Below are 18,872 nucleotides of genomic sequence, written 5' to 3'. Positions count from 1 at the left end.
ATGGTTTAATTTTCATGCAGACGCCTTTGAAGATGCAATCAATTTATAAACTAGGGGAGGTTTTTTGGGAGGTTTAAAATAAATACCCTTAAATTCCCTTTATACCAGTGTATTTCAAGCTCATATAACATTAGAATTAGGAGAAAACAAAAAAAAGTGAGAGGTCATGTCCTCTCACTTTTTCTACTCATTTATTTAGACAGCACCCAATGCTGGATGGCTTTTGCTACCCCATGCTCTGTATTAGGAGCCGTAATCCAATCAGCCGCTTCTTTCACAACTTCTTGTGCATTGCCCATTGCAATGCCTAATCCGGCTTCTTGAATCATCGCCATATCATTTAGACTGTCGCCAAGTGACATGACGTTGTCCATTGTGCAGCCAATGCGTTCTGCTACTTTTGCAAGAGCTGCCGCTTTGTTAATGCCTGCTGCATTGACTTCGATATTGGTTGGACTGGAATTCGTGATTTCTAGCTGTCCATTTGTTTTCAATGTATGGAGGACTTCCTCACGAACAGCATCGTCATGAATATCAAAACCAAATTTCAACCATTCGTGGTCATGAATGCGTTCTGGGAATTCTCCCCTCCACACCTTATCCACAGTAGATGCCCAGTAATCGGTTTCGTATCTGTTTTTTAGATCCCACATCATCTGAACGTGATCGGGATGCAGTAGTTCTCGCTCGATCAGCTGGAAGTTTGAATCCCAAATTTCACTTCCGTTCGCTGTGACAAGATAGGAAGAGAGTTTCAGCGGCTCGACCAGCTCTCGGCATGTCATCAGCGTACGTCCTGTGCTAATCACCACATGGACCCCTTTGGCTTCTGCTTCTTTAATGGCTTGTTTATTTTCCTCAGGAATGACGTGCTCACTGTTTAACAGCGTGCCATCCATATCAATGGCAATCAATCGGATGTCTTTCTTATCAGCTTGTGTTGACAAATTGAGTACCCCACTTTGTATCATTTTTTGAATCTATCTTTATTTTAATATAAAGATGAAGATGGCACAAAGGGACGAGTTTGATCCCAAAGAAAAAAGACCTTGTGACAGGTCTTTTTTCTTCTTCTTAACGTTCACATGCGATGCCGTCTTTATCACGGTCAAGATGTTTATTTTTTAAGTAAAGTGCTTTTGATACATAAGGCTTGTACTTCGTTTTTCCACCTTTGTTTTTCGTATTTTTGCTTTTTGCTACGCCGCCTTTATACACTTTGTTGAGTGCTTTGCAGTTTTTGTACTTGACTGTCTTTGCATCCGCTGTGTGAGTGTCAACTTGTGTAAAGCTAAGTAAAAGACCGAAAGACAAGACAGCGACTATGATTTTTTTAACATGTAAGTTCCCCCTATTTTTCTCATTTTACATTTTTATCATATGTCACCACATTTTGTTTTTCAAGACAATTGAGGTAAAAATATTGGTTTTTTTGGAATTTAATAATTCTTATGACCTATGTGGTAAAATGAGTGGGAAACCTTTCCGGTTTTGACACGTATATGAAGAGAGGAGCTTTCCATATGAAAATGAAATATACCATTCTATATGTAAACGATGTTGAAGCAAGTATTCAGTTCTACCATCATATCCTCGGTTTCCCGATTAAATTGAGAGTTGAATCCTATGTTGAGTTTGATACAGGAGAAGTGACCTTATCGATTAATTCACGCCAAGATGTGAAAGAGGCACTTGGTCTGCCTGTTCCAGAGGCAGTTAGCTCGTCACAAACGTTTGAGATTGGCTTTGTTGTGGATGATGTGAATGAAACCATTGCGGCCTTGAAGGAAAAAGGAGTACCTGTCATCAAGGAACCTGCCAAGAAGCCGTGGGGACAAACGGTTAGTTACGTGTCTGATCCTGATGGACATTTCATTGAAATATGTGATGTGGTCTCCTAATAGCTGCCTGAAGGAGTGAAGCGTAATGAGAAAGAAACATGCTTTTTTTGTTGGTGTTTGCTCCATGCTGGTGATTTGCAGTGCGGCGCTCATATTACAGCACCATGAATGGATTGGATTCGTCAGTGGTGGAATCTCTATTATTGCGTTCGTTGCATCTGGATTTCTTATGGGTGCATGGACCAACGGGGAAGAGGCACGAGCGGCCTATCACTCTGAAACAAAAGAACACCGGATGTTTCGTCTTGATACGGCGTTTCTTTTCATCATCTTTGCTCTTCCGCATATGGGTGCAGCACTGTTATATGTTTTTATGTAAATAGTTGATTTGGTTCAAAGGAGTAATTAATATGGCTGTTTTTGTCTTATTCGTTGTAGTTGGTTTACCCGTGATCTCTGTGCTGATTGGTATTTTCGGCACATTGTTTTTAAAGAACATTTGGTTTCCCATCTTGATTGTGCTGGTAGCGAGTGTGATTCTGATGTTCACCTCTATTGGTGGAAATAAAACCTTTCTCATTTGGGTCATCGTCTACACAGTCTGTGCATTTCTCGGTGCATTCATTACAAAGCGATTCAAAGCTGTTTCATAAATACTCATCAAAAAAAGAACAGTTTGCACTGTTCTTTCAGATTGTTGACAAAGGGCTAAAATGATTCTTTATTTTAGCCCTTTGTCTTCTTTTCAGCGTGATAGAAAACCTTTGCAGCCCTAGGAAGGACGAGTACTGGAGCGAATTTGACATTCGTGAGCACCAGCACGCAGGACTGACAAAGAATGCGAGGGTTTGGCTACACGCTGAAAGAACAGTTTGCACTGTTCTTTTTTTGATTAAATATCCGCACACCATAGCTCTATTTCGATTTTCAGCTCTGGCCACCCTAATGCAGTCACATAGGCAACGGTCATTGATGGATATGCCGTTTTGAAGATTGCATCCCACTGTGGATATAGATGATCCCAATCAATTTCTTCTGTTGCCCAAATATTGACTTTGATGACGTGTTCTTCATTCAATCCTTCTGATGCAAGGATTCTCTTTATATTTTCAAACGTATTGGTGACTTGGTCGTTTAAGCTTGATGGGATCTGTCCATCCGCTCCTGTCCCTACTTGACCTGATGTCACAAATAACCCCGCACCCTTTGGCACCCTTGTGATATGACTGTAGTTGCCAACGGGTTTCGGCATACTTTCTGGGTTTTTTCTCGTGATTTTTTCCATGTAAATCCCTCACTCACTATGATTTTTCTGCGTGTTTTTCCTCCTGTAGACAGACTTCACCAATTTTTGTCTATCCTAAAAGAAAACAGCAGTGGAGTATCCGTAGCCACAAGGTAAGAACATCAATATTTTCTTTTTCATGGACGAAACACTCCTTTTTGATTGCGTGAGCAAGGTTTAGATTTATTTCATCCTACCTGATAAATGAACCACAGTCAAAAATAAATGATAACGTGTAACATCTTGATTCTTATTGCCCATTATCTAAAATCGTTCTTTTCTTGTTCATGGTTTGTTCAAATTTCTTCTATATAGTAGATCGTAATAGGAGGTAGGATACATCATGGCAAAAATAAATAAGAAAATGATTAGTCTTTGCACCGCAGCCATCAGCAGCTTATACATCACTGGTTATGCAACTACCCATCACGCTCAAGCCGTTCAAACAGCACAATCAAATACACAAGTAGACGCTTCTTCAAACAATACATCTCTCACATCAGATACTACCGCCACTCAAACAGAAGATACCACTTCAGAAACTGAACTCAAGGATGGTACTTTTTCTGGTACTGGATCAAATGAGATTGGCTCTATCAGTGTATCTGTTACCATCAAACAAGGAAATATCACTTCTGTCGAGATTACGAGTGATAACACTAGATACGGGCAAAGCTCCATTTCATCATTACCTAATGAAGTGGTTATCAGACAAAGTGCTGATGTAGATACGGTGAGCGGTGCAACATTAAGTACTCAGGATTTTGAAACAGCCGTTGCTCAGGCTTTAGAGCAGGCAATGGCATAGAGAGGAGACACTATGATGAAATGGTTAGGACAACAAAAACTCATTACTTTTCAAAAATCCATGCTGGCTATGGGAACTGTTATCAATATTCAAGTGGTTGCCTATGAAGAAGATCGACGGGCTGTTTTAGAAGACATCGACCGTGCCTTTTCCATTTTTTACGATATCGAGCATCGTTTTAGCCGTTTCCGTTCTGATTCTGAAGTCATGAAGTTAGCCAATCGTTCAAAGCAAGAGGTATTAGTCAGTGAAATGCTTTTCGATTTAACAGCCTATGCGCTAGAGTTAGCCGAGTTAACAAATGGCAAGTATGATCCAACCATCGGAAAAATCATGGAACAAAAAGGATTCAATCGGTTATACACGACAGGACAAACTTTTTCATCAGATGACGTTCCACACACAGCCGTTCATTACCGTGACGTCCAGTTAAACGAGACGAATCGGACGATTTATTTGAACAAACCGCTTATTTTGGATTTCGGTTCTATTGCAAAGGGATTTGCGTGCGATCTTGCCGCAAAAGAGCTTGAAGCATGGGAAGGCTTTATGATAAATGCTGGTGGGGATGTGTTGGTATCTGGATTTAACGAACAACAAGAAGAGTGGACAATTGGGATTCGGCATCCCATTCACAAACAGACCAACATCTCGGTCATTCAAACGACTAATTTTGCGATTTGTACATCTGGAAGCTATGAACGGATCAGTCGTTATGATCCTCATACGCACCATTTGATACACCCTCAAACGAAACAGTCTGAACAAAGTTTGTTAAGCTGTACCGTCATTGCACCACTCGGTATGCTCGCAGATAGTCTCTCTACAGCTGCTTTTTTATTAGGTAGAGAAGGAGGTTATTCTTTTTTAGCCGAACATGAAATACCTGCCGTGATGGTGGATCAAGATGCTGATATGACCCTAACACCGGAGATGAAGGAGGTTCCATCATGGAATTACAGCCAGCACCAACCACAGACCAAACATTTTTGAAATCATCGCCTTCACTAAAAACCTACATTCGGACGCCGAAACGGTATGTCATTGCCATTCTATTGGTTCTTCTAGCCGCCGGCAGTCTGCACACTGGATTTCTTAGTGGTCTCACTACAGTTGCCACTAGCATTGGGACAGCACTGATTCTTGACGTTTTTATTTCAAGAGTGATTTTGAAAAACAATAAACACACATTCCCTGATGGAGCTCTGCTCACAGGGCTGATTATTGGCATTGTTCTCAGTCCAGCCACTTCTTTTGCTGTTTCTGTTTTCACAGCCGCAGCAGCCATTTTATCTAAGCATGTCATCACTTATCAAAAGAAACCGATTTTGAATCCAGCTGCGTTTGGTTTATGGCTCTCAGTCATTTTATTTTCTTCCAATCAAAGCTGGTGGGGCGGTATGTCTCTTCTACCTTGGTGGACCCTATTCCTTGTGGTGGTCGGCGGTTATTTGGTGACAAGCCGCGTACAAAAATTCCCGCAAGTTTTCGCCTTTCTAGCAGCATACGGCCTGATCCACCTCATATTGGGATTCATTGGCTTAACGGATGCTTCATCTGCTTTTATTACGCCCTACTTGAATGCTGTCTTGTTTCTTGCGTTCTTTATGTTGACTGATCCACCTACTTCACCAGCAAAGAATCGTGATCAAATCATCTTTGGTATCCTCTGTGCTGTCGTTTCGTGTGTGGACTTCTATTTATTTAATAGCTTATCTTACTTACTCACAGGGCTTTTATGTGCCAATGCTTGGAAAGCCTATCGAACGTACCAAACAAATCAAAAGCGACGGGCAACACGGACGAAAGTCGTCTAAATAAAAAAAACGGACATCGACTTTTCGACGTCCGTTTGACCATACATTATAAACGATAACGTGCAATATCTTGATTCAATCGCATGCTTAGCTCATTGAGCCTTTCTGCTGCCTTCGCCACATTGGAGATGGCGGTGACTTGTTCGTCTGTAGATGCAGTGATTTCTTCAATCGCTGCGGCATTTTCTTGAGAAATATGGGCTGCACCATGCATCGCTTTTGTGATGAGGTCGTTTTGTTCCAGTAATGTATTCAGCTCTTTTGCCATCGCATTTGTTTCAACGATGGTTTGTGAAATCGATGTAGAGATGGAATTGAATTCTTGTTCTGTTGCGTAAACCGCTTCATCAAGCTCGGCAAAACGATCCATTGTTTTGGACATCATGCCAGCTGTAGCCGTCGTTTCTTCTTTAATGCCTTGAATCATCTGCTGGATTTGAACGGCTGATTGCTTTGTCTGTTCAGCTAAATTCCGCACTTCACTCGCCACAACCGAGAATCCTTTGCCATGCTCTCCTGCACGAGCTGCTTCAATGCTCGCATTCAGGGCCAGTAAGTTCGTTTCATTTGAAATGCTTTCAATGGTATCTGTGATTTGAGAAATATCTTGTACTTTTGTACTTAACTGCTCAATCCCTGATCGAATGCCTTGAGATGCCTGAATGGATTGCTCATTTGATTGTTTTAATTGCTGGACAATTTGCTGACCCTGCTCGGAAGATTGGTTCGACTGGTCTGAAATTCGTTTGATCTGGTCGCTTTGTTCTTTGACGTTTTCAATGGATTGATTGAACTGAGTCATTTGTTGATTGGCTACCTCAAGGTCTGATGCCTGATGAAGGGTCCCTGTTGAGATGTCTCCAATCGCTCGGCCAATTTCTTCACTGCTAGCGGATGTTTCTTCAGAGATGGCGGATAGATCTGTCGCAGATTCGACGAGCTGGCTGCTCGTTTCCTGCAAACCGCTCACAAGTGCTCTAAGCTCTCCTGACATATGATTAAAGCCTTTTGCCAGCTGCCCAATTTCATCCGAGGTTTCTTTTAAGCTGGTGCGTTCAAGATTGCCCGCCGCAATTTCTTTTGAAGCAGCCGTGACTTGCTTAAGCAGTCTCACTTTTCCTCGGGCTGCCAAATAAAAGACACCCATACTTAAAAGAGCGACACCTGCTGTAATGAGAATAATATAGAGCTTCATCTGCTCTAGTTCTTTATAAAATTCATCCTGAAATACAGCGATTCCTATACTCCAATTCCACGGTGTAAACTGGTTCATATAAGCGAGTTTTTGCTTTTCTTCCCCTGTGGCATCGTCTTTATCCATATAGGTGATATAGTGTGCATCCTCGCCTTTTGCTGTGGCGCCAGCGACCATTTTTTGACGATTTGTCGTGTTATCTGGGATGACGCCGATGTCGTTAACCGGATGAACCTGTGATGAATAATCGGCTCCATATGCGACAAGGTAGCCTTTATTTTTATAGATGAAATCTGATTTTTGAAATTGATACCCTTTCCCGTTGTCATTCTTCGGCCCGCTCAAGTATATACGGGCTTGTTCCTGCGCCTGTTCAAGCGTCAGTTCTTTTTTCTCCACACGGTCGTTCAATTGTTCAAGAGTGGCCATCGCTCCATTTACGATGTGTTTTAAATCTGCTTTCCCTGCATCAATTAAGACATTTTTCGCTAAAAAATACCCCGTTGTTCCTACAAGTCCGCCTGTTAAAATTGTAATAACGATAATGGCTGACATCAATTGAAAAAAGACACTTCTTGAAGCAAACGCTTTCTTTTTCATGTTCTAATTCCCCCTTACTACATATATCGTCATGCAGGGGAAAGTATTAAAAAAGTCATAGAAAAAATCCCTTTCACGTTAGAGAAAGGGATCTCAGATTGTTGACAAAGGGCTAAAATTGATTTTAGCCCTTTGTCTTCATTTCAGCGTGATAGAAAACCTTTGCAGTCTAGGAAGGACGAGTATCGGAGCGGAGCGAATGAGAGATTCGTGAGCACCGACACACAGGACTGACACCGAATGCGGGGGTTTGTCTATACGCTGAAAATCCCTTTCACGTTAGAAAGGGATTTTTTGATTATCGCTCGGTTTCTTTGAGGATGGCTTGATAGAGATCGTCTTCAGGTTTGAGTCCACATACCTCTTGAAGCACACCTTCAATGCCTTTTTCTTTCCTTAATGCCTGCAAGCGGACCGCTTCTTCGTCTTCTGCAAAGTCGTAAGCCAAAGCAGCAGCAATCCCTTTGATTAAGTACACTGGCTGCTTGATCTTTTTCGCTGGACCGATTAAACGGTCATCTGCTCCCAGCTTTCTAAGAGGAGAGCGTGCGACTCGAGTCACTTCATCGGAGATAAAAGCATTTTCAAATCGCTTGATGATTTTTTGAATATACGCATCATGTTCTTCTTTTCGGAAGCCATACGCGTCAATTAAATAACTGCCCGTTTCATGAAGGGCACCTTCGACAACTTGACGAATGTCTGGTGTATCAACAGCTTCTTTAATGGTTTTTACGCCTTGCTGATACCCGACATAAGCCGCTAGTGCATGTCCTGTATTGACGGTGAAGAGCTTCCGTTCAATATACGGCGTCAAATCTTGGACAAAGATCGCTCCGTCAATTTGCGGAACATCTCCAATAAAGCCCGTCTCATCAATGACCCACTCGAAAAATGGTTCAACCGACACTTTGAGAATGTCCTCATGGTGCTGAATCGGAACAATGCGGTCAACCGCAGCGTTTGGAAAGCCAACGGTTTGTGATATCACTGCTTGCTCATCTGCTGTTAAATGAGAGAACACCGCTTCTTTTAAATGAGCACTTCCCCCAATCATATTTTCACATGCCACGATGTTGATGATATGGTCTGGCTTTTTTCGTTTTAATCCTTCAGCAATCGATGAGGCAATGATCTTCAATACGGCTGGTCCAACAGCTGTTGTAATCAAATTGGCTGTGGCAATCGCCTCTGTTAATGCTGCTGGATTTTGTGAAGAATTGATCGCTGATACGGGCCCGACGATTTCTTGCTTCTGCCCTGGTGCTGCGAGTTCAACCGTGTATTCTCCTCTTTCATTCAGCTCATGGATGACCGCTTCATTCACATCGGTAAAGACAAGCTCAAAGCCCGATGTCTTTAACAAAGATCCGATAAACCCTCTGCCGATATTCCCTGCTCCAAAATGAAGTGCCTTCATGTTAGTTCACCTCGTTAAAGATGGCGATCAGTTCATCCTGATCCTTTGCATGAATGATCCGTTCTACATTTTCTTCTTCTGAACAGACAATCGCAATTTGAGACAGAATATCAAGATGCTCGTTGTTTTTCCCAGCGATCCCAAAGACGACTTTCGCCACATTTCCTTCACCATATTCAACACCATCTGGAATTTGGATAATCGAAATCCCTGAATGAAGGACAGCCGCTTTCGCATCCTCTGTTCCATGAGGGATTGCAATGCCGTTCCCCATAAATGTAGAAGAAATCTCTTCTCTTTCAAACATTTTGTCGACATAATCACTTGTGACGTAGCCGTTTGCTACGAGGACTTCGCCTGCTTTTTTGATGGCTTCTTCTTTAGAACCTGCCTGTTCGTTTAGAAAAATATTGTCTTTAGAAAGTACTTGTTTCATACATGATCACACACCTTTTTTAGAATAAAAATCAGGAAAACAACCAAAACGGGGAGTTCAATTAGGAAAAATTGGACTCAACCCGTTTCGTCATGTTATTTTTTCAATTTCTCAATCAGCTCATCATATTTCGGGCTGTTTAAGAAATTATCCACTGAGATATGCACAGCGCCTGGCAGCTTTGCCTTTGCTCTGTCTGTTAAATCTTTATGAGTAAAGACCACATCCGCATCGTCTGGGATGTTGCTGATCGATGTGTTTGTCACATCGATATCAAGCTCTGCCTTTTTCACTTTGTTTTTCAGAATGGACGCACCCATTGCACTTGAACCCATCCCTGCATCGCAGGCAAAGATGATTTTGTTCACGTCATCTGGATTGACGTCACTTGGAGATGCTGCTTGCTCATTAGCTTCAGCATTTTCATTTTGTGCTGTAAGAGCAGCGGCTGCTGCACTTTTCTTGCCTTTCATGTCCTGCATCTTTTCTGTTGCTGCTGTTAAATCTTCGTCAACTTCTTTAGATGCTTTCAAAATGACCGATGCGACAAGGAACGATACGATAGCTGCTACGACAACACCTGCTAAAACGGCAAGGTGACCGCCTTTTGGAGACATCAGCATAAGCGCAATAATACTTCCTGGTGACGGCACAGCTTTTAATCCTGCATTTAATAATGTGAACGTCAGGACACCACTTGCTCCCCCTGCAATGACAGCCAAAATAAGTTTTGGTTTCATTAAGATGTACGGGAAGTAAATTTCATGGATTCCTCCTAAGAACTGAATGACAATGGCACCTGGTGCAGACTGTTTCGCATTTCCTCTTCCAAAGAACATATACGCAAGAAGAACACCTAAGCCTGGCCCTGGGTTTGTTTCAAGCAAGAACAGAACAGACTGCCCTGTCTTCGCTGCTTGCTCGACCCCTAACGGCCCTAAAATACCTTGGTTAATCGCGTTGTTTAAGAATAATACTTTTGCCGGTTCAATGAAGATACTTGCCAGCGGTAGTAAATGAGCATTGACAATGATATCTACACCTGCCGCAAGGGCTTTATTCAGACCTAGTACCACTGGGCCGATAGCATAGAATGCAATGGCAACAAGAATGGCACCGAGGATACCTGCCGTAAAGTTATTCACAAGCATTTCAAAGCCAGATTTGATTCGGTCTTTGAACAGCTGGTCGATTTTCTTAATAAGATAACCGCCCAGTGGCCCCATGATCATGGCACCTAAAAACATTGGAATGTCTGAGCCAACAATAACCCCAATCGTAGCCGTAGCACCGAGCACTCCGCCTCGATGGTCATAGACGAGTTTACCGCCTGTGTAACCAATTAAGAGCGGCAGTAAGTAGTTAATCATCGGTCCAACGAGTGTAGCTAATTGCTCATTCGGAAGATAACCACTTGGAATGAACAAAGCTGTAATGAGTCCCCATGCAATAAATGCACCAATATTCGGCATAATCATGCCGCTTAAATAGCTTCCAAAGCGCTGTACTTTCACGCGGAATCCGCTTTTTTCCTGCATCTGTGAAAACCCCTTTCTTCTCTCCCTTTATTTCGGGCTTTATAGGTCAAAAGATATAAGAACAAGAGTCAGTGAAGCCCTTATACCTATCGTAAAACGCTTTCACTTTCCCTTCAATTGAAACTAAATGTCACTTTGTCACTTAGTGTGTGACAAAATTGAAAAATGATGTGACACTTCTCGGCATACCATAGATGATAGCGGGGTAAAAGTTGAATTTACTGTTGTTTTGGCGCAAAATTCATTGGAATTTCACAACTTTCAAATGGTCACTTCTTGTTTCCTCTACTTAAATCGAATAGGCTTATATTGATCAAACATTCAAGAAACGTCTGCGCAGACAAGACATGACACAGAAAAAGTGAACCATCTTGCTATTTGTTTCGTTTACCTTTTAGAGTGGGCGGTACAATAGAAAGAGCGGTTTTTCTGTGACTCACAGTTTACTGCCGCTTTCTTTCTGATACATGAGACATTTTCATAGGTAGAAAGGCGGTTATTCACATTGTTGAAATATCGGAAGTGGCTTCTGCTCCTCATCTTCATGTTCTCCTTTTTCATTCCAAAAGAGGCATTTGCTCATGCATATGTGGTGAGCTCAAATCCAGTAGCAAATGAAGAGCTGGATCAGCAGCCTCCTGCAGTCTCGATCACCTTTAGTGAAGGGATCGAAAGTGGATTTCATGCCATTAAGGTGTTTAATGCAAAAGGGGATCGTGTGGATCAAGGAGATACGGTCATCAAAGAGCAAAAGATCATGGAAGCAGCTTTAAAAAAGAATTTACCTAAAGGCATTTACACCATTCAGTGGAATGCGGTATCAGCCGATGGGCACTCTGTGTCTGGCATGATTCCGTTTAGTATCGGAAAAGCGGATGGAGGATTTGATCAATTAGATCAAGGACAATCAAGTGAATCCATCGATATGGCTTCAACCATTGACAAAGCCTTTCTGTATACGTCATTTAGCTTATTTCTTGGAATCATTTTATTTGGGCTTCTATGGTTTAAAGCGGCCATAACCGACGTTTTAGCCCGGCGAATGAAGCGACTTTTGACTGTTTCACTGATCATGATGGGCGGAGCACTCTTGTTCCAGCTACCGATTCAAACAAAATCAGCAGCAGACGTGTCCTTTTTAGGGGCATTTCAACCATCGCTTTTACAAGAAACCATTGCGTCGACTTCGGGCGGGAGTCTGTGGATGATGCTAATGGCGTCATTTGTTCTACTGACGATCTGGACAATTGTGGCGATGAAAAAAGGAAACTTCACTTCCTTCCGGGTATGGCTGTTTCCACTGCTCATTTTCATCGTGCTTCTTTGGCTGAAAGCACAAATCGGTCATCCAGCCGCTACAGATAATAAAATACTGACAACGTCACTCGATTTCATTCATCTCGTTTCTGCATCTATTTGGGTCGGCGGCTTAACAGCCATTGTCCTTCTTTTGATGAAGAAACTGCCGAATGAAGATCAGCCGCTCATACGCAGCACCCTGACAGCTTTTCATCCGTGGGCACTGCTCTCAGTTGGACTGATTGTGTTTTCTGGGTTTGTGAATGCGATTTTTATCCTGCAATCATTTGATGCCCTTTTCCAATCAGCTTATGGACGCACCTTCTTAATCAAACTTGGTTTATTTATCATCATGGGTCTTCTTGGGCTCGTCCATTATTTGATGCTGAGATGGGAAAAGAAGCAGAAACGAAACGTATCTTTACGAGCAGAGTGGATCATTGGGATCGCTATTTTACTATTAACAGCCGTATTCACCAATATCCCAAGTCCTCCGCCGCCTGCACCAGAGCCATTCTTTGCAGCCAATCAGGTGGAGCATCGTGACCTTGTGTCTTTGAGCATTACCCCGAATGCTCCTGGTAAAAACACGTTCGAGGTGGCATTTACGAAGAAGGATGGACAAACGATCACAGACATTCAATCTGTGACAGCTAAGATCCACAAAGTCTCCTTGTTCGGTGATGAAACGCCTAACGAGTTTCAGCTGAAACGATTAAAGAATGGACACTTCTCGGCTGAAAACCTCTTACTAAATGAAAAAGGCACTTGGAAAATTGAGATTCATGCATTAACTGGTTCTTTTGACAACATCGATACGACATTCATTAGAAGAAACTAAAAGGAGTTCATATCATATGAAAAAATACGTTAAAGCTTTATTACCAATGCTTCTCGCTTCATTTTTACTGGCGATTCCTGTGAGTGCACACGTGACAGTCAAACCTGATACATCTGCAACGAATGCTTGGGAAACCTATACGTTAAAAGTACCTTCTGAAAGCGACAGTCCGACAACAAAGGTTGTCATCACGATGCCTAAAGGCGTAGAATTCCAGCAATACGAGCCAGTGCCTGGCTGGAAAACAACAACTGAAGAGAAAAACGGAAAAGTCACAAGAGTCACTTGGGAAGCAACTGGCGATGGTGTCCTTGCTGGGCAGTTCCAGCAATTCGTGTTTGTCGCAAAAAACCCTGAAAAAGCCGGCGAAGCGGCATGGGATGCGTATCAATATTACAAGGATGGAACAGTAGTTGAATGGACTGGCGACAAGGACGCTGATAAGCCTCATTCGATCACAAATATTGTTGCGTCTAATACCGTAACGGATTCACATGGTCAAGAAAAACCAAAAGAAGAAAAGGCATCTGAAACAGCCTCTGCTTCTTCTTCACCACTTCTTCTTGGTCTGTCCATTGCAGCCTTAGTTGTGGCATTGATTGCACTTGGACTTTCTTTTAGAAAGAAATAAACCTTACATGAGCGATCGTTTTTTCAAGCGGTCGCTTTTTATTTTCCCAACCTATCATTTCCAATATAGGATTGAATAGGATACTCGTGCGTGCCATAATGAGACACATGACCACCTAGGAGGCTATGAGATGAACCATCTAATCATATTTGCTCATCCCCAGCAAAGCTTAAATCAAACCCTATTAGATCTTGTTGTAAGCACTCTTTTGAACAATGGTCATGATGTGACAGTTCGTGATGTGTATAGCATTGGCTTTCAGCCAGAGCTGACAACAGCAGAAAAGGTTGCCATGAAAAATGGGCATGTGCCGGTACCGGTTCAAAGAGAGCAGAAGCTGATTCAACAAGCCGATGTCCTCACGTTTATCTTTCCAATATGGTGGACAGGCTTGCCGGCGATGCTAAAGGGTTATGTAGAGCGCGTTTTTTCAGAGGGGTTTGCGTATGAGATCAATGAAAACGGAGTGGTGAAAAATCTGCTTAGAGACAAAAAAGGGGTCATTATTAATACGCATGATGCACCGAGGACCTTTCTTGATTCAAATATGATCATCACCCCCAGCCATCACATGACGACAGATACAGCCGCCTTCGATCTGATCGGCGTTCAGCCAGTCGAACGGCTCTTGTTCAGCAGCATGGAACAAGCATCTACAGACGACATCCACGAGATACTCAAAGAAACAAAAGAAACGGTGGATCAACTTTTCCCACCGGCTGTTTAACATAAAAAAGACTGCCGAGTCTTCTCGGACAGTCACAGATTGTTGATAAAGGGCTAAAATGAACTTGATTTTAGCCCTTTGTCTTCCTTTTCAGCGTAATAGAAAACCTTTGCAGTCTAGGAAGGACGAGTACTGGCGCGGAGCGAATTTGGCATTCGTGAGCACCAGCACGCAGGACTGACAAAGAATGCGAGGGTTTGTCTACACGCTGAGACTGCCGAGACTTCTCGGACAGTCTTTTTCACATGTTATTCGTCTAAACCAATTGACACATATTTTGTTTCTAAATAAGGCTCGATGCCTTCGATGCCGCCTTCACGGCCAATACCGCTCTCTTTCATACCGCCGAAAGGTGCCTGCACAGCGGATGGTCCCCCGTCATTCCAGCCAATAATCCCGTAATCTAGATTCTCAGATATATAGAGACCATTGCGGTAATTCTCTGTAAAGAAATAAGCCGCAAGTCCAAAAGGTGTATCATTTGCTAATTCAATGGCTTCATCTAATGTGCTAAATGTCGTAATTGGTGCAACTGGACCAAACGTCTCTTCATGCATAATGTTCATGGAAGGATCGACATGAGTTAGCACCGTCGGCTGAACAAAATAATACGACTTCTCATCGTCAAAATGTGTATCACCGCCGACAAGAACTTTCGCCCCTTTATCCACAGCATCTTGAATTTGGTCGACAATTTTATTAAAGCCTCGCTTATTAATAATCGGTCCGATGGACGTTCCTTCCTCAAACCCATTTCCTACTTTCAGCTTTTCCACTTCTTTGCTAAAGCTTTGCGCAAATGCTTCATGAATTTCTTCATGGACGATTAAGCGATTGGCACAAACACACGTCTGACCTGCATTACGGAATTTAGATGCCACTGCTTGTTTGACAGCCAGCTCAAGGTTGGCGTCCTTATCTACGATCAGCGGGGCATGACCGCCAAGTTCCATAGAAACGTGTTTAACCGTGCTCGCACTGTTTTTGATGAGATGTTTTCCAACTGGTGTTGAGCCAGTAAACGTGATCTTGCGGATCAATGGACTATCTGTGAAGATTTCCCCCACTTCCTTTCCATCTCCAACCACCCATTGCAAGGCATCCTCTGGAATTCCGGCTTCATGGCCTAATTTGACAAGCTCAATGGCCGTAAGCGGCGTGTCTTCAGCGGGTTTCACGATAAACGTACAGCCCGCCGCAAGCGCTGGTGCCGCCTTCCTTGTAATCATCGCCGCAGGGAAATTCCACGGTGTAATGGCGGCAACAGGACCGACAGGCTGCTTTGTGACAAATAGGCGTTTGTTTGTCGTATGAGACGGGATCGTTCTGCCGTAAATCCGCTTTGCTTCCTCTGCGTACCACTCAATATATCCAGCGGCATAGACGATTTCCCCTAATGCTTCTTGATACGGCTTCCCGTTTTCTTCTGTGATGATTTTTGCAAGCCTTTCTTTATGCTCGATCATGAGATCAAACCACTTGCGAATGATATTTGCACGTTCATGGGCTGACGTTTTTGCCCATGTTTTGAATGCTTTGTGTGAGCGAGTGATCGCATCTTCAATTTGTTCTTTTGTATGCTGAGCAACTGAGGCAATTTCTTCTCCGGTTGCGGGATTATACACTTTGAGTTCGTTTGTCATGCTCTACCTTCTCCTTCGTTCTTGGATTCATTACATATAGTATATACCCAATGAGTGCCCAACCTAAAAGCAATATCCATTCAGCTGGCCATGATAAGGAAGCCGGCATCCCAGGAAAATAAAATGAAAGAAAAAGGAGACTGAGTCCAATGGCAAAAACGCCGGTCGTCCGCCAATATTTAATGCGGTATGGACGCTCAAGCTCAGGTTCTGTCTTGCGAAGTTTCATAAAGGCAATGGACACAATCAAATACCCAACGATGATGCCCACACCGCCTGCATTAACAATCCACACGAGGGCAGGTCGGCCAAGTAATGGTGCAAAAAAGGCCAATGCACCTAAGAACAAAATGGCATTTGTCGGTGTTTTATACTTCGGATGAATATACGCAAACCATTTGGAAATCATGCCTCTTTCCGCCATTGCGTATAGGATACGGCTTGCACCAATGATAAATGCATTCCAGCTCGTCACAATGCCTGCTACACCACCAATGACAAGCACAGTCCCAAACGCCTGATGACCAAGAAGCTGTACCATGGCATCAGCTGTTGCCAGTGATGAAGCCTCAAGCTGACCTTTTGACAATCCTGCCGCTACTCCAAAGACAATGAGTAGATAAAATACAACCGCACTCACAATGGAGATAATCAAAATTCTCCCGATGATCTTCTTCGGTGCGTTAATCTCCGCCGCTACCTGCGGGATGACATCAAACCCAACGAATAAAAAGGGAATCATCACTAACACAGCCATCAGACCGCCAACCCCGCCTTGAAACATTGGCTCAAGGTTTGCAAAATCTCCATTAAATGTAGCTCCGCCTAATAGAAGAAAACCTGTCAGGATAATGGCCACTGTGAACACCGATTGAAAAATAGCAGCAGGCTTTGCGCCAATGTAGTTCAGAGCTGTTAAAAACAACGCACCACCAGATCCAATCAATACCCATGTAAAGTAAACATCCCATCCTCCTATATTCCATAGGAAACCAACATGCTGTGTTGGAATGACATAGTCAATGACTGTCGGAAGTGCGACCGCTTCAAACGTAATCACGGACACATAACCGAACAATACGCCCCATGCGGAGACAAACGCTGATTTGATCCCAAATGCCCGCTGGACAAAGACGAGTCCTCCGCCTGTTTCTGGAATCGCAGAGGAAAGCTCTGCATACGTTAGTCCAATAAAGATGACGAGAATGCCCCCTATGACAAAGGCAATCACACTTCCTAAAAATCCAGCTGTTAAAATCCAATCTCCCGAAAGTACAACCCAGCCCCAGCCAAGCATTGCACCAATGGATAAAAACAGTACGTCTGACTGCGACATGGTTTTAGCCATTTGTTGTTTTTGCATACAACCATCCCCCTTTGTTGTTTAGCGTGCTGTGAAGGCGTCTTCGATAATCCCTAGTCCTTCTTGCAGCAGCTCATCTGTGATGACAAGTGGTGTTAAAAAGCGAATAATATTCCCATTGATCCCTGCCGTTAATAAGAGTAGTCCGTGCTTGTTTGCATAGGCTGCAATCGCTGCGGCTGTCTTCTTATCTGGTGTACGCGTTTTTTGATCTTCCACAATTTCAATGGCCGCCATTGCCCCTAATCGCCGGACTTCCCCGATGAATGAATACTTACTTCTCCACTCATTCGCTTTGTCCTCAATGACTTGTCCAATGTGTTCAGATCGTTCATTCAGTTGTTCTGTTTCAATAATATCTAGTACAGCCAAAGCTGCCACACAGCCTAATGGACTGCCAGCATACGTCCCTCCTAGCTCCCCTGGGTCCGCTGCATCCAGTAATTCTTTTCTGCCAACGACACCGCTCAGCGGCAGGCCAGCTGCAAGTGATTTTGACACAGTAATTAAGTCTGGCACCACATCGTAGTGCTCAATCGCAAAATATTTCCCTGTTCTTGCAAATCCTGTTTGGATTTCATCTGCCACGAATACGATTCCATGCTGCTGACAGAATGAAGCGACGTGCTGGACAAAACGCTTCGATGGTACAATGAATCCGCCCTCCCCTTGGACTGGCTCCATCACCACACAAGCGACCGTTTCTGGTGCAACGGTTGCGACAAAGAATTGATTGAACTGATCAATGATGTATTCGTCGTAGGCTGCATCGCTTAATCCTTCAGGTTTTTGATAGTAATAAGGATACGGCGCTTGATAGACCTCTGATGCAAATGGGCCGAATCCAAATTTATAAGGCTTGACCTTGCTTGTCATGCTCATCGTCATATTCGTTCTTCCGTGGAACCCTCTTGTAAATGAGACAACCGCTTGTCTTTTCGTATATTTACGGGCAATTTTCACTGCGTTCTCAACCGCTTCTGCACCTGAATTTAAGAAAATGGCTTTTTTGTCATGGTCGCCTGGTGTAAGGTGGCATAGCTTTTCTGCTAATTCGATATAGGATTCGTACATCATGACATTAAATCCTGGGTGAATCAGGCTGTCTGCCTGCGCTTTGACTGCTTCCACAACCTTTGGATGAGAGTGTCCTACATTTAATGTACCGATGGCCCCTGCAAAATCGATAAAACGATTGCCGTCGATATCGAAAAGCTCGGCTCCCTTCCCTTTCGCTGCAAGATGACGGTTGCCATTACTTACGCCTCTTGCGACGTATTGATCTCTTTTCCCCTGCCATTCCTCTGTTGAAAAACGGTTTGTTGTCGTTTGACTCATTGTCATCCATCCCCTTTATGTCTTTTTTATTATTCTGAATATTTTTTGGTATGATAGAAAGTACCAATATCATTTTTTTCATGGTACCAG

19 protein-coding genes are annotated in these 18,872 nt (G+C 43.2%); 9 read left to right on the top strand and 10 right to left on the bottom strand.

Annotated features, from left to right (window positions below; translation table 11 throughout):
• Nucleotides 1-191: 191 nt before the first annotated feature.
• Entirely contained in the window at nt 192-947 is a 756-nt protein-coding gene (locus tag V7L95_RS09380; RefSeq protein ID WP_008347194.1) for a Cof-type HAD-IIB family hydrolase, read from the bottom strand.
• A 127-nt stretch (nt 948-1,074) separates the two neighbouring features.
• On the bottom strand, nt 1,075-1,329 hold the full coding sequence (locus tag V7L95_RS09375) for an excalibur calcium-binding domain-containing protein (protein WP_076822691.1): 255 nt from the start codon (nt 1,327-1,329) through the stop codon (nt 1,075-1,077).
• Nucleotides 1,330-1,523: 194 nt separating this feature from the next.
• Between V7L95_RS09375 and V7L95_RS09370 the strand changes: the two genes are divergently transcribed.
• Genes V7L95_RS09370 through V7L95_RS09360 form a run of 3 tightly spaced genes read left to right on the top strand, consistent with a single transcriptional unit; the run spans nt 1,524 to nt 2,494 of the window.
• Nucleotides 1,524-1,901 carry a VOC family protein gene (locus V7L95_RS09370; RefSeq protein ID WP_046342676.1) on the top strand — a complete coding sequence of 126 codons (378 nt, stop codon included), beginning with the start codon at nt 1,524-1,526 and terminating at the stop codon, nt 1,899-1,901.
• Nucleotides 1,902-1,926: 25 nt separating this feature from the next.
• Nucleotides 1,927-2,220: a DUF5316 family protein gene (locus tag V7L95_RS09365; protein ID WP_017366628.1), complete on the top strand. Its 294-nt coding sequence runs from the start codon at nt 1,927-1,929 to the stop codon at nt 2,218-2,220.
• Nucleotides 2,221-2,251: 31 nt separating this feature from the next.
• The gene (locus tag V7L95_RS09360) at nt 2,252-2,494 is read left to right on the top strand and encodes a DUF2651 family protein (protein ID WP_206115969.1); all 243 of its coding nucleotides are present in this window, start codon (nt 2,252-2,254) and stop codon (nt 2,492-2,494) included.
• Nucleotides 2,495-2,733: 239 nt separating this feature from the next.
• On the opposite strand, the gene V7L95_RS09355 is transcribed toward V7L95_RS09360, so the two are convergent.
• Nucleotides 2,734-3,126, bottom strand: a complete 393-nt coding sequence (locus V7L95_RS09355) for a RidA family protein (RefSeq protein ID WP_007498112.1) — start codon at nt 3,124-3,126, stop codon at nt 2,734-2,736.
• A gap of 343 nt (nt 3,127-3,469) precedes the next feature.
• On the opposite strand from V7L95_RS09355, the gene V7L95_RS09350 reads away from it, so the two are divergent.
• From V7L95_RS09350 to V7L95_RS09340, 3 genes are read left to right on the top strand one after another with little or no spacing between them, the layout of a single operon-like run.
• Nucleotides 3,470-3,934, top strand: a complete 465-nt coding sequence (locus tag V7L95_RS09350) for an FMN-binding protein (RefSeq protein ID WP_206115968.1) — start codon at nt 3,470-3,472, stop codon at nt 3,932-3,934.
• A gap of 15 nt (nt 3,935-3,949) precedes the next feature.
• Nucleotides 3,950-4,927 carry an FAD:protein FMN transferase gene (locus V7L95_RS09345; RefSeq protein ID WP_083693046.1) on the top strand — a complete coding sequence of 326 codons (978 nt, stop codon included), beginning with the start codon at nt 3,950-3,952 and terminating at the stop codon, nt 4,925-4,927.
• Nucleotides 4,885-5,751, top strand: coding sequence for an RnfABCDGE type electron transport complex subunit D (locus V7L95_RS09340; protein ID WP_076822687.1), 867 nt, complete (start codon nt 4,885-4,887; stop codon nt 5,749-5,751). The genes V7L95_RS09345 and V7L95_RS09340 overlap by 43 nt, the downstream gene beginning before the upstream one ends.
• 46 nt (nt 5,752-5,797) lie before the next feature.
• Here the strand turns inward: V7L95_RS09340 and V7L95_RS09335 are convergent, their stop codons facing one another.
• From V7L95_RS09335 to V7L95_RS09320, 4 genes are all read right to left on the bottom strand, one after another.
• Nucleotides 5,798-7,546: a methyl-accepting chemotaxis protein gene (locus V7L95_RS09335; protein WP_206115967.1), complete on the bottom strand. Its 1,749-nt coding sequence runs from the start codon at nt 7,544-7,546 to the stop codon at nt 5,798-5,800.
• A 298-nt stretch (nt 7,547-7,844) separates the two neighbouring features.
• Nucleotides 7,845-8,966 (bottom strand): mannitol-1-phosphate 5-dehydrogenase, encoded by a 1,122-nt coding sequence (locus V7L95_RS09330; RefSeq protein ID WP_138825075.1) that lies wholly within the window; start codon nt 8,964-8,966, stop codon nt 7,845-7,847.
• Between the two features lies 1 nt (nt 8,967).
• On the bottom strand, nt 8,968-9,402 hold the full coding sequence (locus V7L95_RS09325; RefSeq protein WP_019743148.1) for a PTS sugar transporter subunit IIA: 435 nt from the start codon (nt 9,400-9,402) through the stop codon (nt 8,968-8,970).
• A 95-nt stretch (nt 9,403-9,497) separates the two neighbouring features.
• On the bottom strand, nt 9,498-10,940 hold the full coding sequence (locus V7L95_RS09320) for a PTS mannitol transporter subunit IICB (RefSeq protein ID WP_025206755.1): 1,443 nt from the start codon (nt 10,938-10,940) through the stop codon (nt 9,498-9,500).
• 505 nt (nt 10,941-11,445) lie between these two features.
• Here V7L95_RS09320 and V7L95_RS09315 point away from each other — a divergent pair.
• The 3 genes from V7L95_RS09315 (at nt 11,446) to V7L95_RS09305 (ending at nt 14,438) form a co-directional block, all read left to right on the top strand.
• Nucleotides 11,446-13,080, top strand: a complete 1,635-nt coding sequence (locus tag V7L95_RS09315) for a copper resistance protein CopC (protein WP_340965948.1) — start codon at nt 11,446-11,448, stop codon at nt 13,078-13,080.
• Between the two features lie 16 nt (nt 13,081-13,096).
• A complete protein-coding gene (locus V7L95_RS09310; protein WP_057078500.1) occupies nt 13,097-13,711 on the top strand; it encodes a DUF1775 domain-containing protein in 615 nt (204 codons plus the stop codon).
• 130 nt (nt 13,712-13,841) lie between these two features.
• Nucleotides 13,842-14,438 carry an NAD(P)H-dependent oxidoreductase gene (locus V7L95_RS09305; RefSeq protein ID WP_340965943.1) on the top strand — a complete coding sequence of 199 codons (597 nt, stop codon included), beginning with the start codon at nt 13,842-13,844 and terminating at the stop codon, nt 14,436-14,438.
• A 248-nt stretch (nt 14,439-14,686) separates the two neighbouring features.
• Here the strand turns inward: V7L95_RS09305 and V7L95_RS09300 are convergent, their stop codons facing one another.
• The 3 genes from V7L95_RS09300 to gabT are packed head-to-tail and all read right to left on the bottom strand — an operon-like array spanning nt 14,687 to nt 18,782.
• A complete protein-coding gene (locus tag V7L95_RS09300; RefSeq protein WP_008347226.1) occupies nt 14,687-16,081 on the bottom strand; it encodes an NAD-dependent succinate-semialdehyde dehydrogenase in 1,395 nt (464 codons plus the stop codon).
• Nucleotides 16,056-17,444 (bottom strand): APC family permease, encoded by a 1,389-nt coding sequence (locus V7L95_RS09295; protein ID WP_007498135.1) that lies wholly within the window; start codon nt 17,442-17,444, stop codon nt 16,056-16,058. Before V7L95_RS09295 ends, V7L95_RS09300 begins: the two co-directional genes overlap by 26 nt.
• A gap of 21 nt (nt 17,445-17,465) precedes the next feature.
• Entirely contained in the window at nt 17,466-18,782 is a 1,317-nt protein-coding gene (gene gabT, locus V7L95_RS09290) for a 4-aminobutyrate--2-oxoglutarate transaminase (RefSeq protein ID WP_024720201.1), read from the bottom strand.
• Nucleotides 18,783-18,872 lie beyond the last annotated feature (90 nt).

Origin of the sequence: Bacillus sp. PPSBB_11 (assembly GCF_038023285.1) — a bacterium.
Classification (GTDB): Bacteria; Bacillota; Bacilli; order Bacillales; family Bacillaceae; genus Bacillus; species Bacillus altitudinis.
This window is presented reverse-complemented; position numbering and strand designations above follow the sequence as displayed.

Bases quoted from the DNA above. Each gene is read 5' to 3' on its own strand.
- V7L95_RS09365 (WP_017366628.1), top strand. From the start codon at position 1,927: ATGAGAAAGAAACATGCTTTTTTTGTTGGTGTTTGCTCCATGCTGGTG.
- V7L95_RS09320 (WP_025206755.1), bottom strand. From the start codon at position 10,940: ATGCAGGAAAAAAGCGGATTCCGCGTGAAAGTACAGCGCTTTGGAAGC.
- V7L95_RS09335 (WP_206115967.1), bottom strand. From the start codon at position 7,546: ATGAAAAAGAAAGCGTTTGCTTCAAGAAGTGTCTTTTTTCAATTGATG.
- V7L95_RS09355 (WP_007498112.1), bottom strand. From the start codon at position 3,126: ATGGAAAAAATCACGAGAAAAAACCCAGAAAGTATGCCGAAACCCGTT.
- V7L95_RS09370 (WP_046342676.1), top strand. From the start codon at position 1,524: ATGAAAATGAAATATACCATTCTATATGTAAACGATGTTGAAGCAAGT.
- V7L95_RS09350 (WP_206115968.1), top strand. From the start codon at position 3,470: ATGGCAAAAATAAATAAGAAAATGATTAGTCTTTGCACCGCAGCCATC.
- V7L95_RS09340 (WP_076822687.1), top strand. From the start codon at position 4,885: ATGGAATTACAGCCAGCACCAACCACAGACCAAACATTTTTGAAATCA.
- V7L95_RS09325 (WP_019743148.1), bottom strand. From the start codon at position 9,402: ATGAAACAAGTACTTTCTAAAGACAATATTTTTCTAAACGAACAGGCA.
- gabT (WP_024720201.1), bottom strand. From the start codon at position 18,782: ATGAGTCAAACGACAACAAACCGTTTTTCAACAGAGGAATGGCAGGGG.
- V7L95_RS09360 (WP_206115969.1), top strand. From the start codon at position 2,252: ATGGCTGTTTTTGTCTTATTCGTTGTAGTTGGTTTACCCGTGATCTCT.
- V7L95_RS09310 (WP_057078500.1), top strand. From the start codon at position 13,097: ATGAAAAAATACGTTAAAGCTTTATTACCAATGCTTCTCGCTTCATTT.
- V7L95_RS09295 (WP_007498135.1), bottom strand. From the start codon at position 17,444: ATGCAAAAACAACAAATGGCTAAAACCATGTCGCAGTCAGACGTACTG.
- V7L95_RS09305 (WP_340965943.1), top strand. From the start codon at position 13,842: ATGAACCATCTAATCATATTTGCTCATCCCCAGCAAAGCTTAAATCAA.
- V7L95_RS09345 (WP_083693046.1), top strand. From the start codon at position 3,950: ATGAAATGGTTAGGACAACAAAAACTCATTACTTTTCAAAAATCCATG.
- V7L95_RS09330 (WP_138825075.1), bottom strand. From the start codon at position 8,966: ATGAAGGCACTTCATTTTGGAGCAGGGAATATCGGCAGAGGGTTTATC.
- V7L95_RS09300 (WP_008347226.1), bottom strand. From the start codon at position 16,081: ATGACAAACGAACTCAAAGTGTATAATCCCGCAACCGGAGAAGAAATT.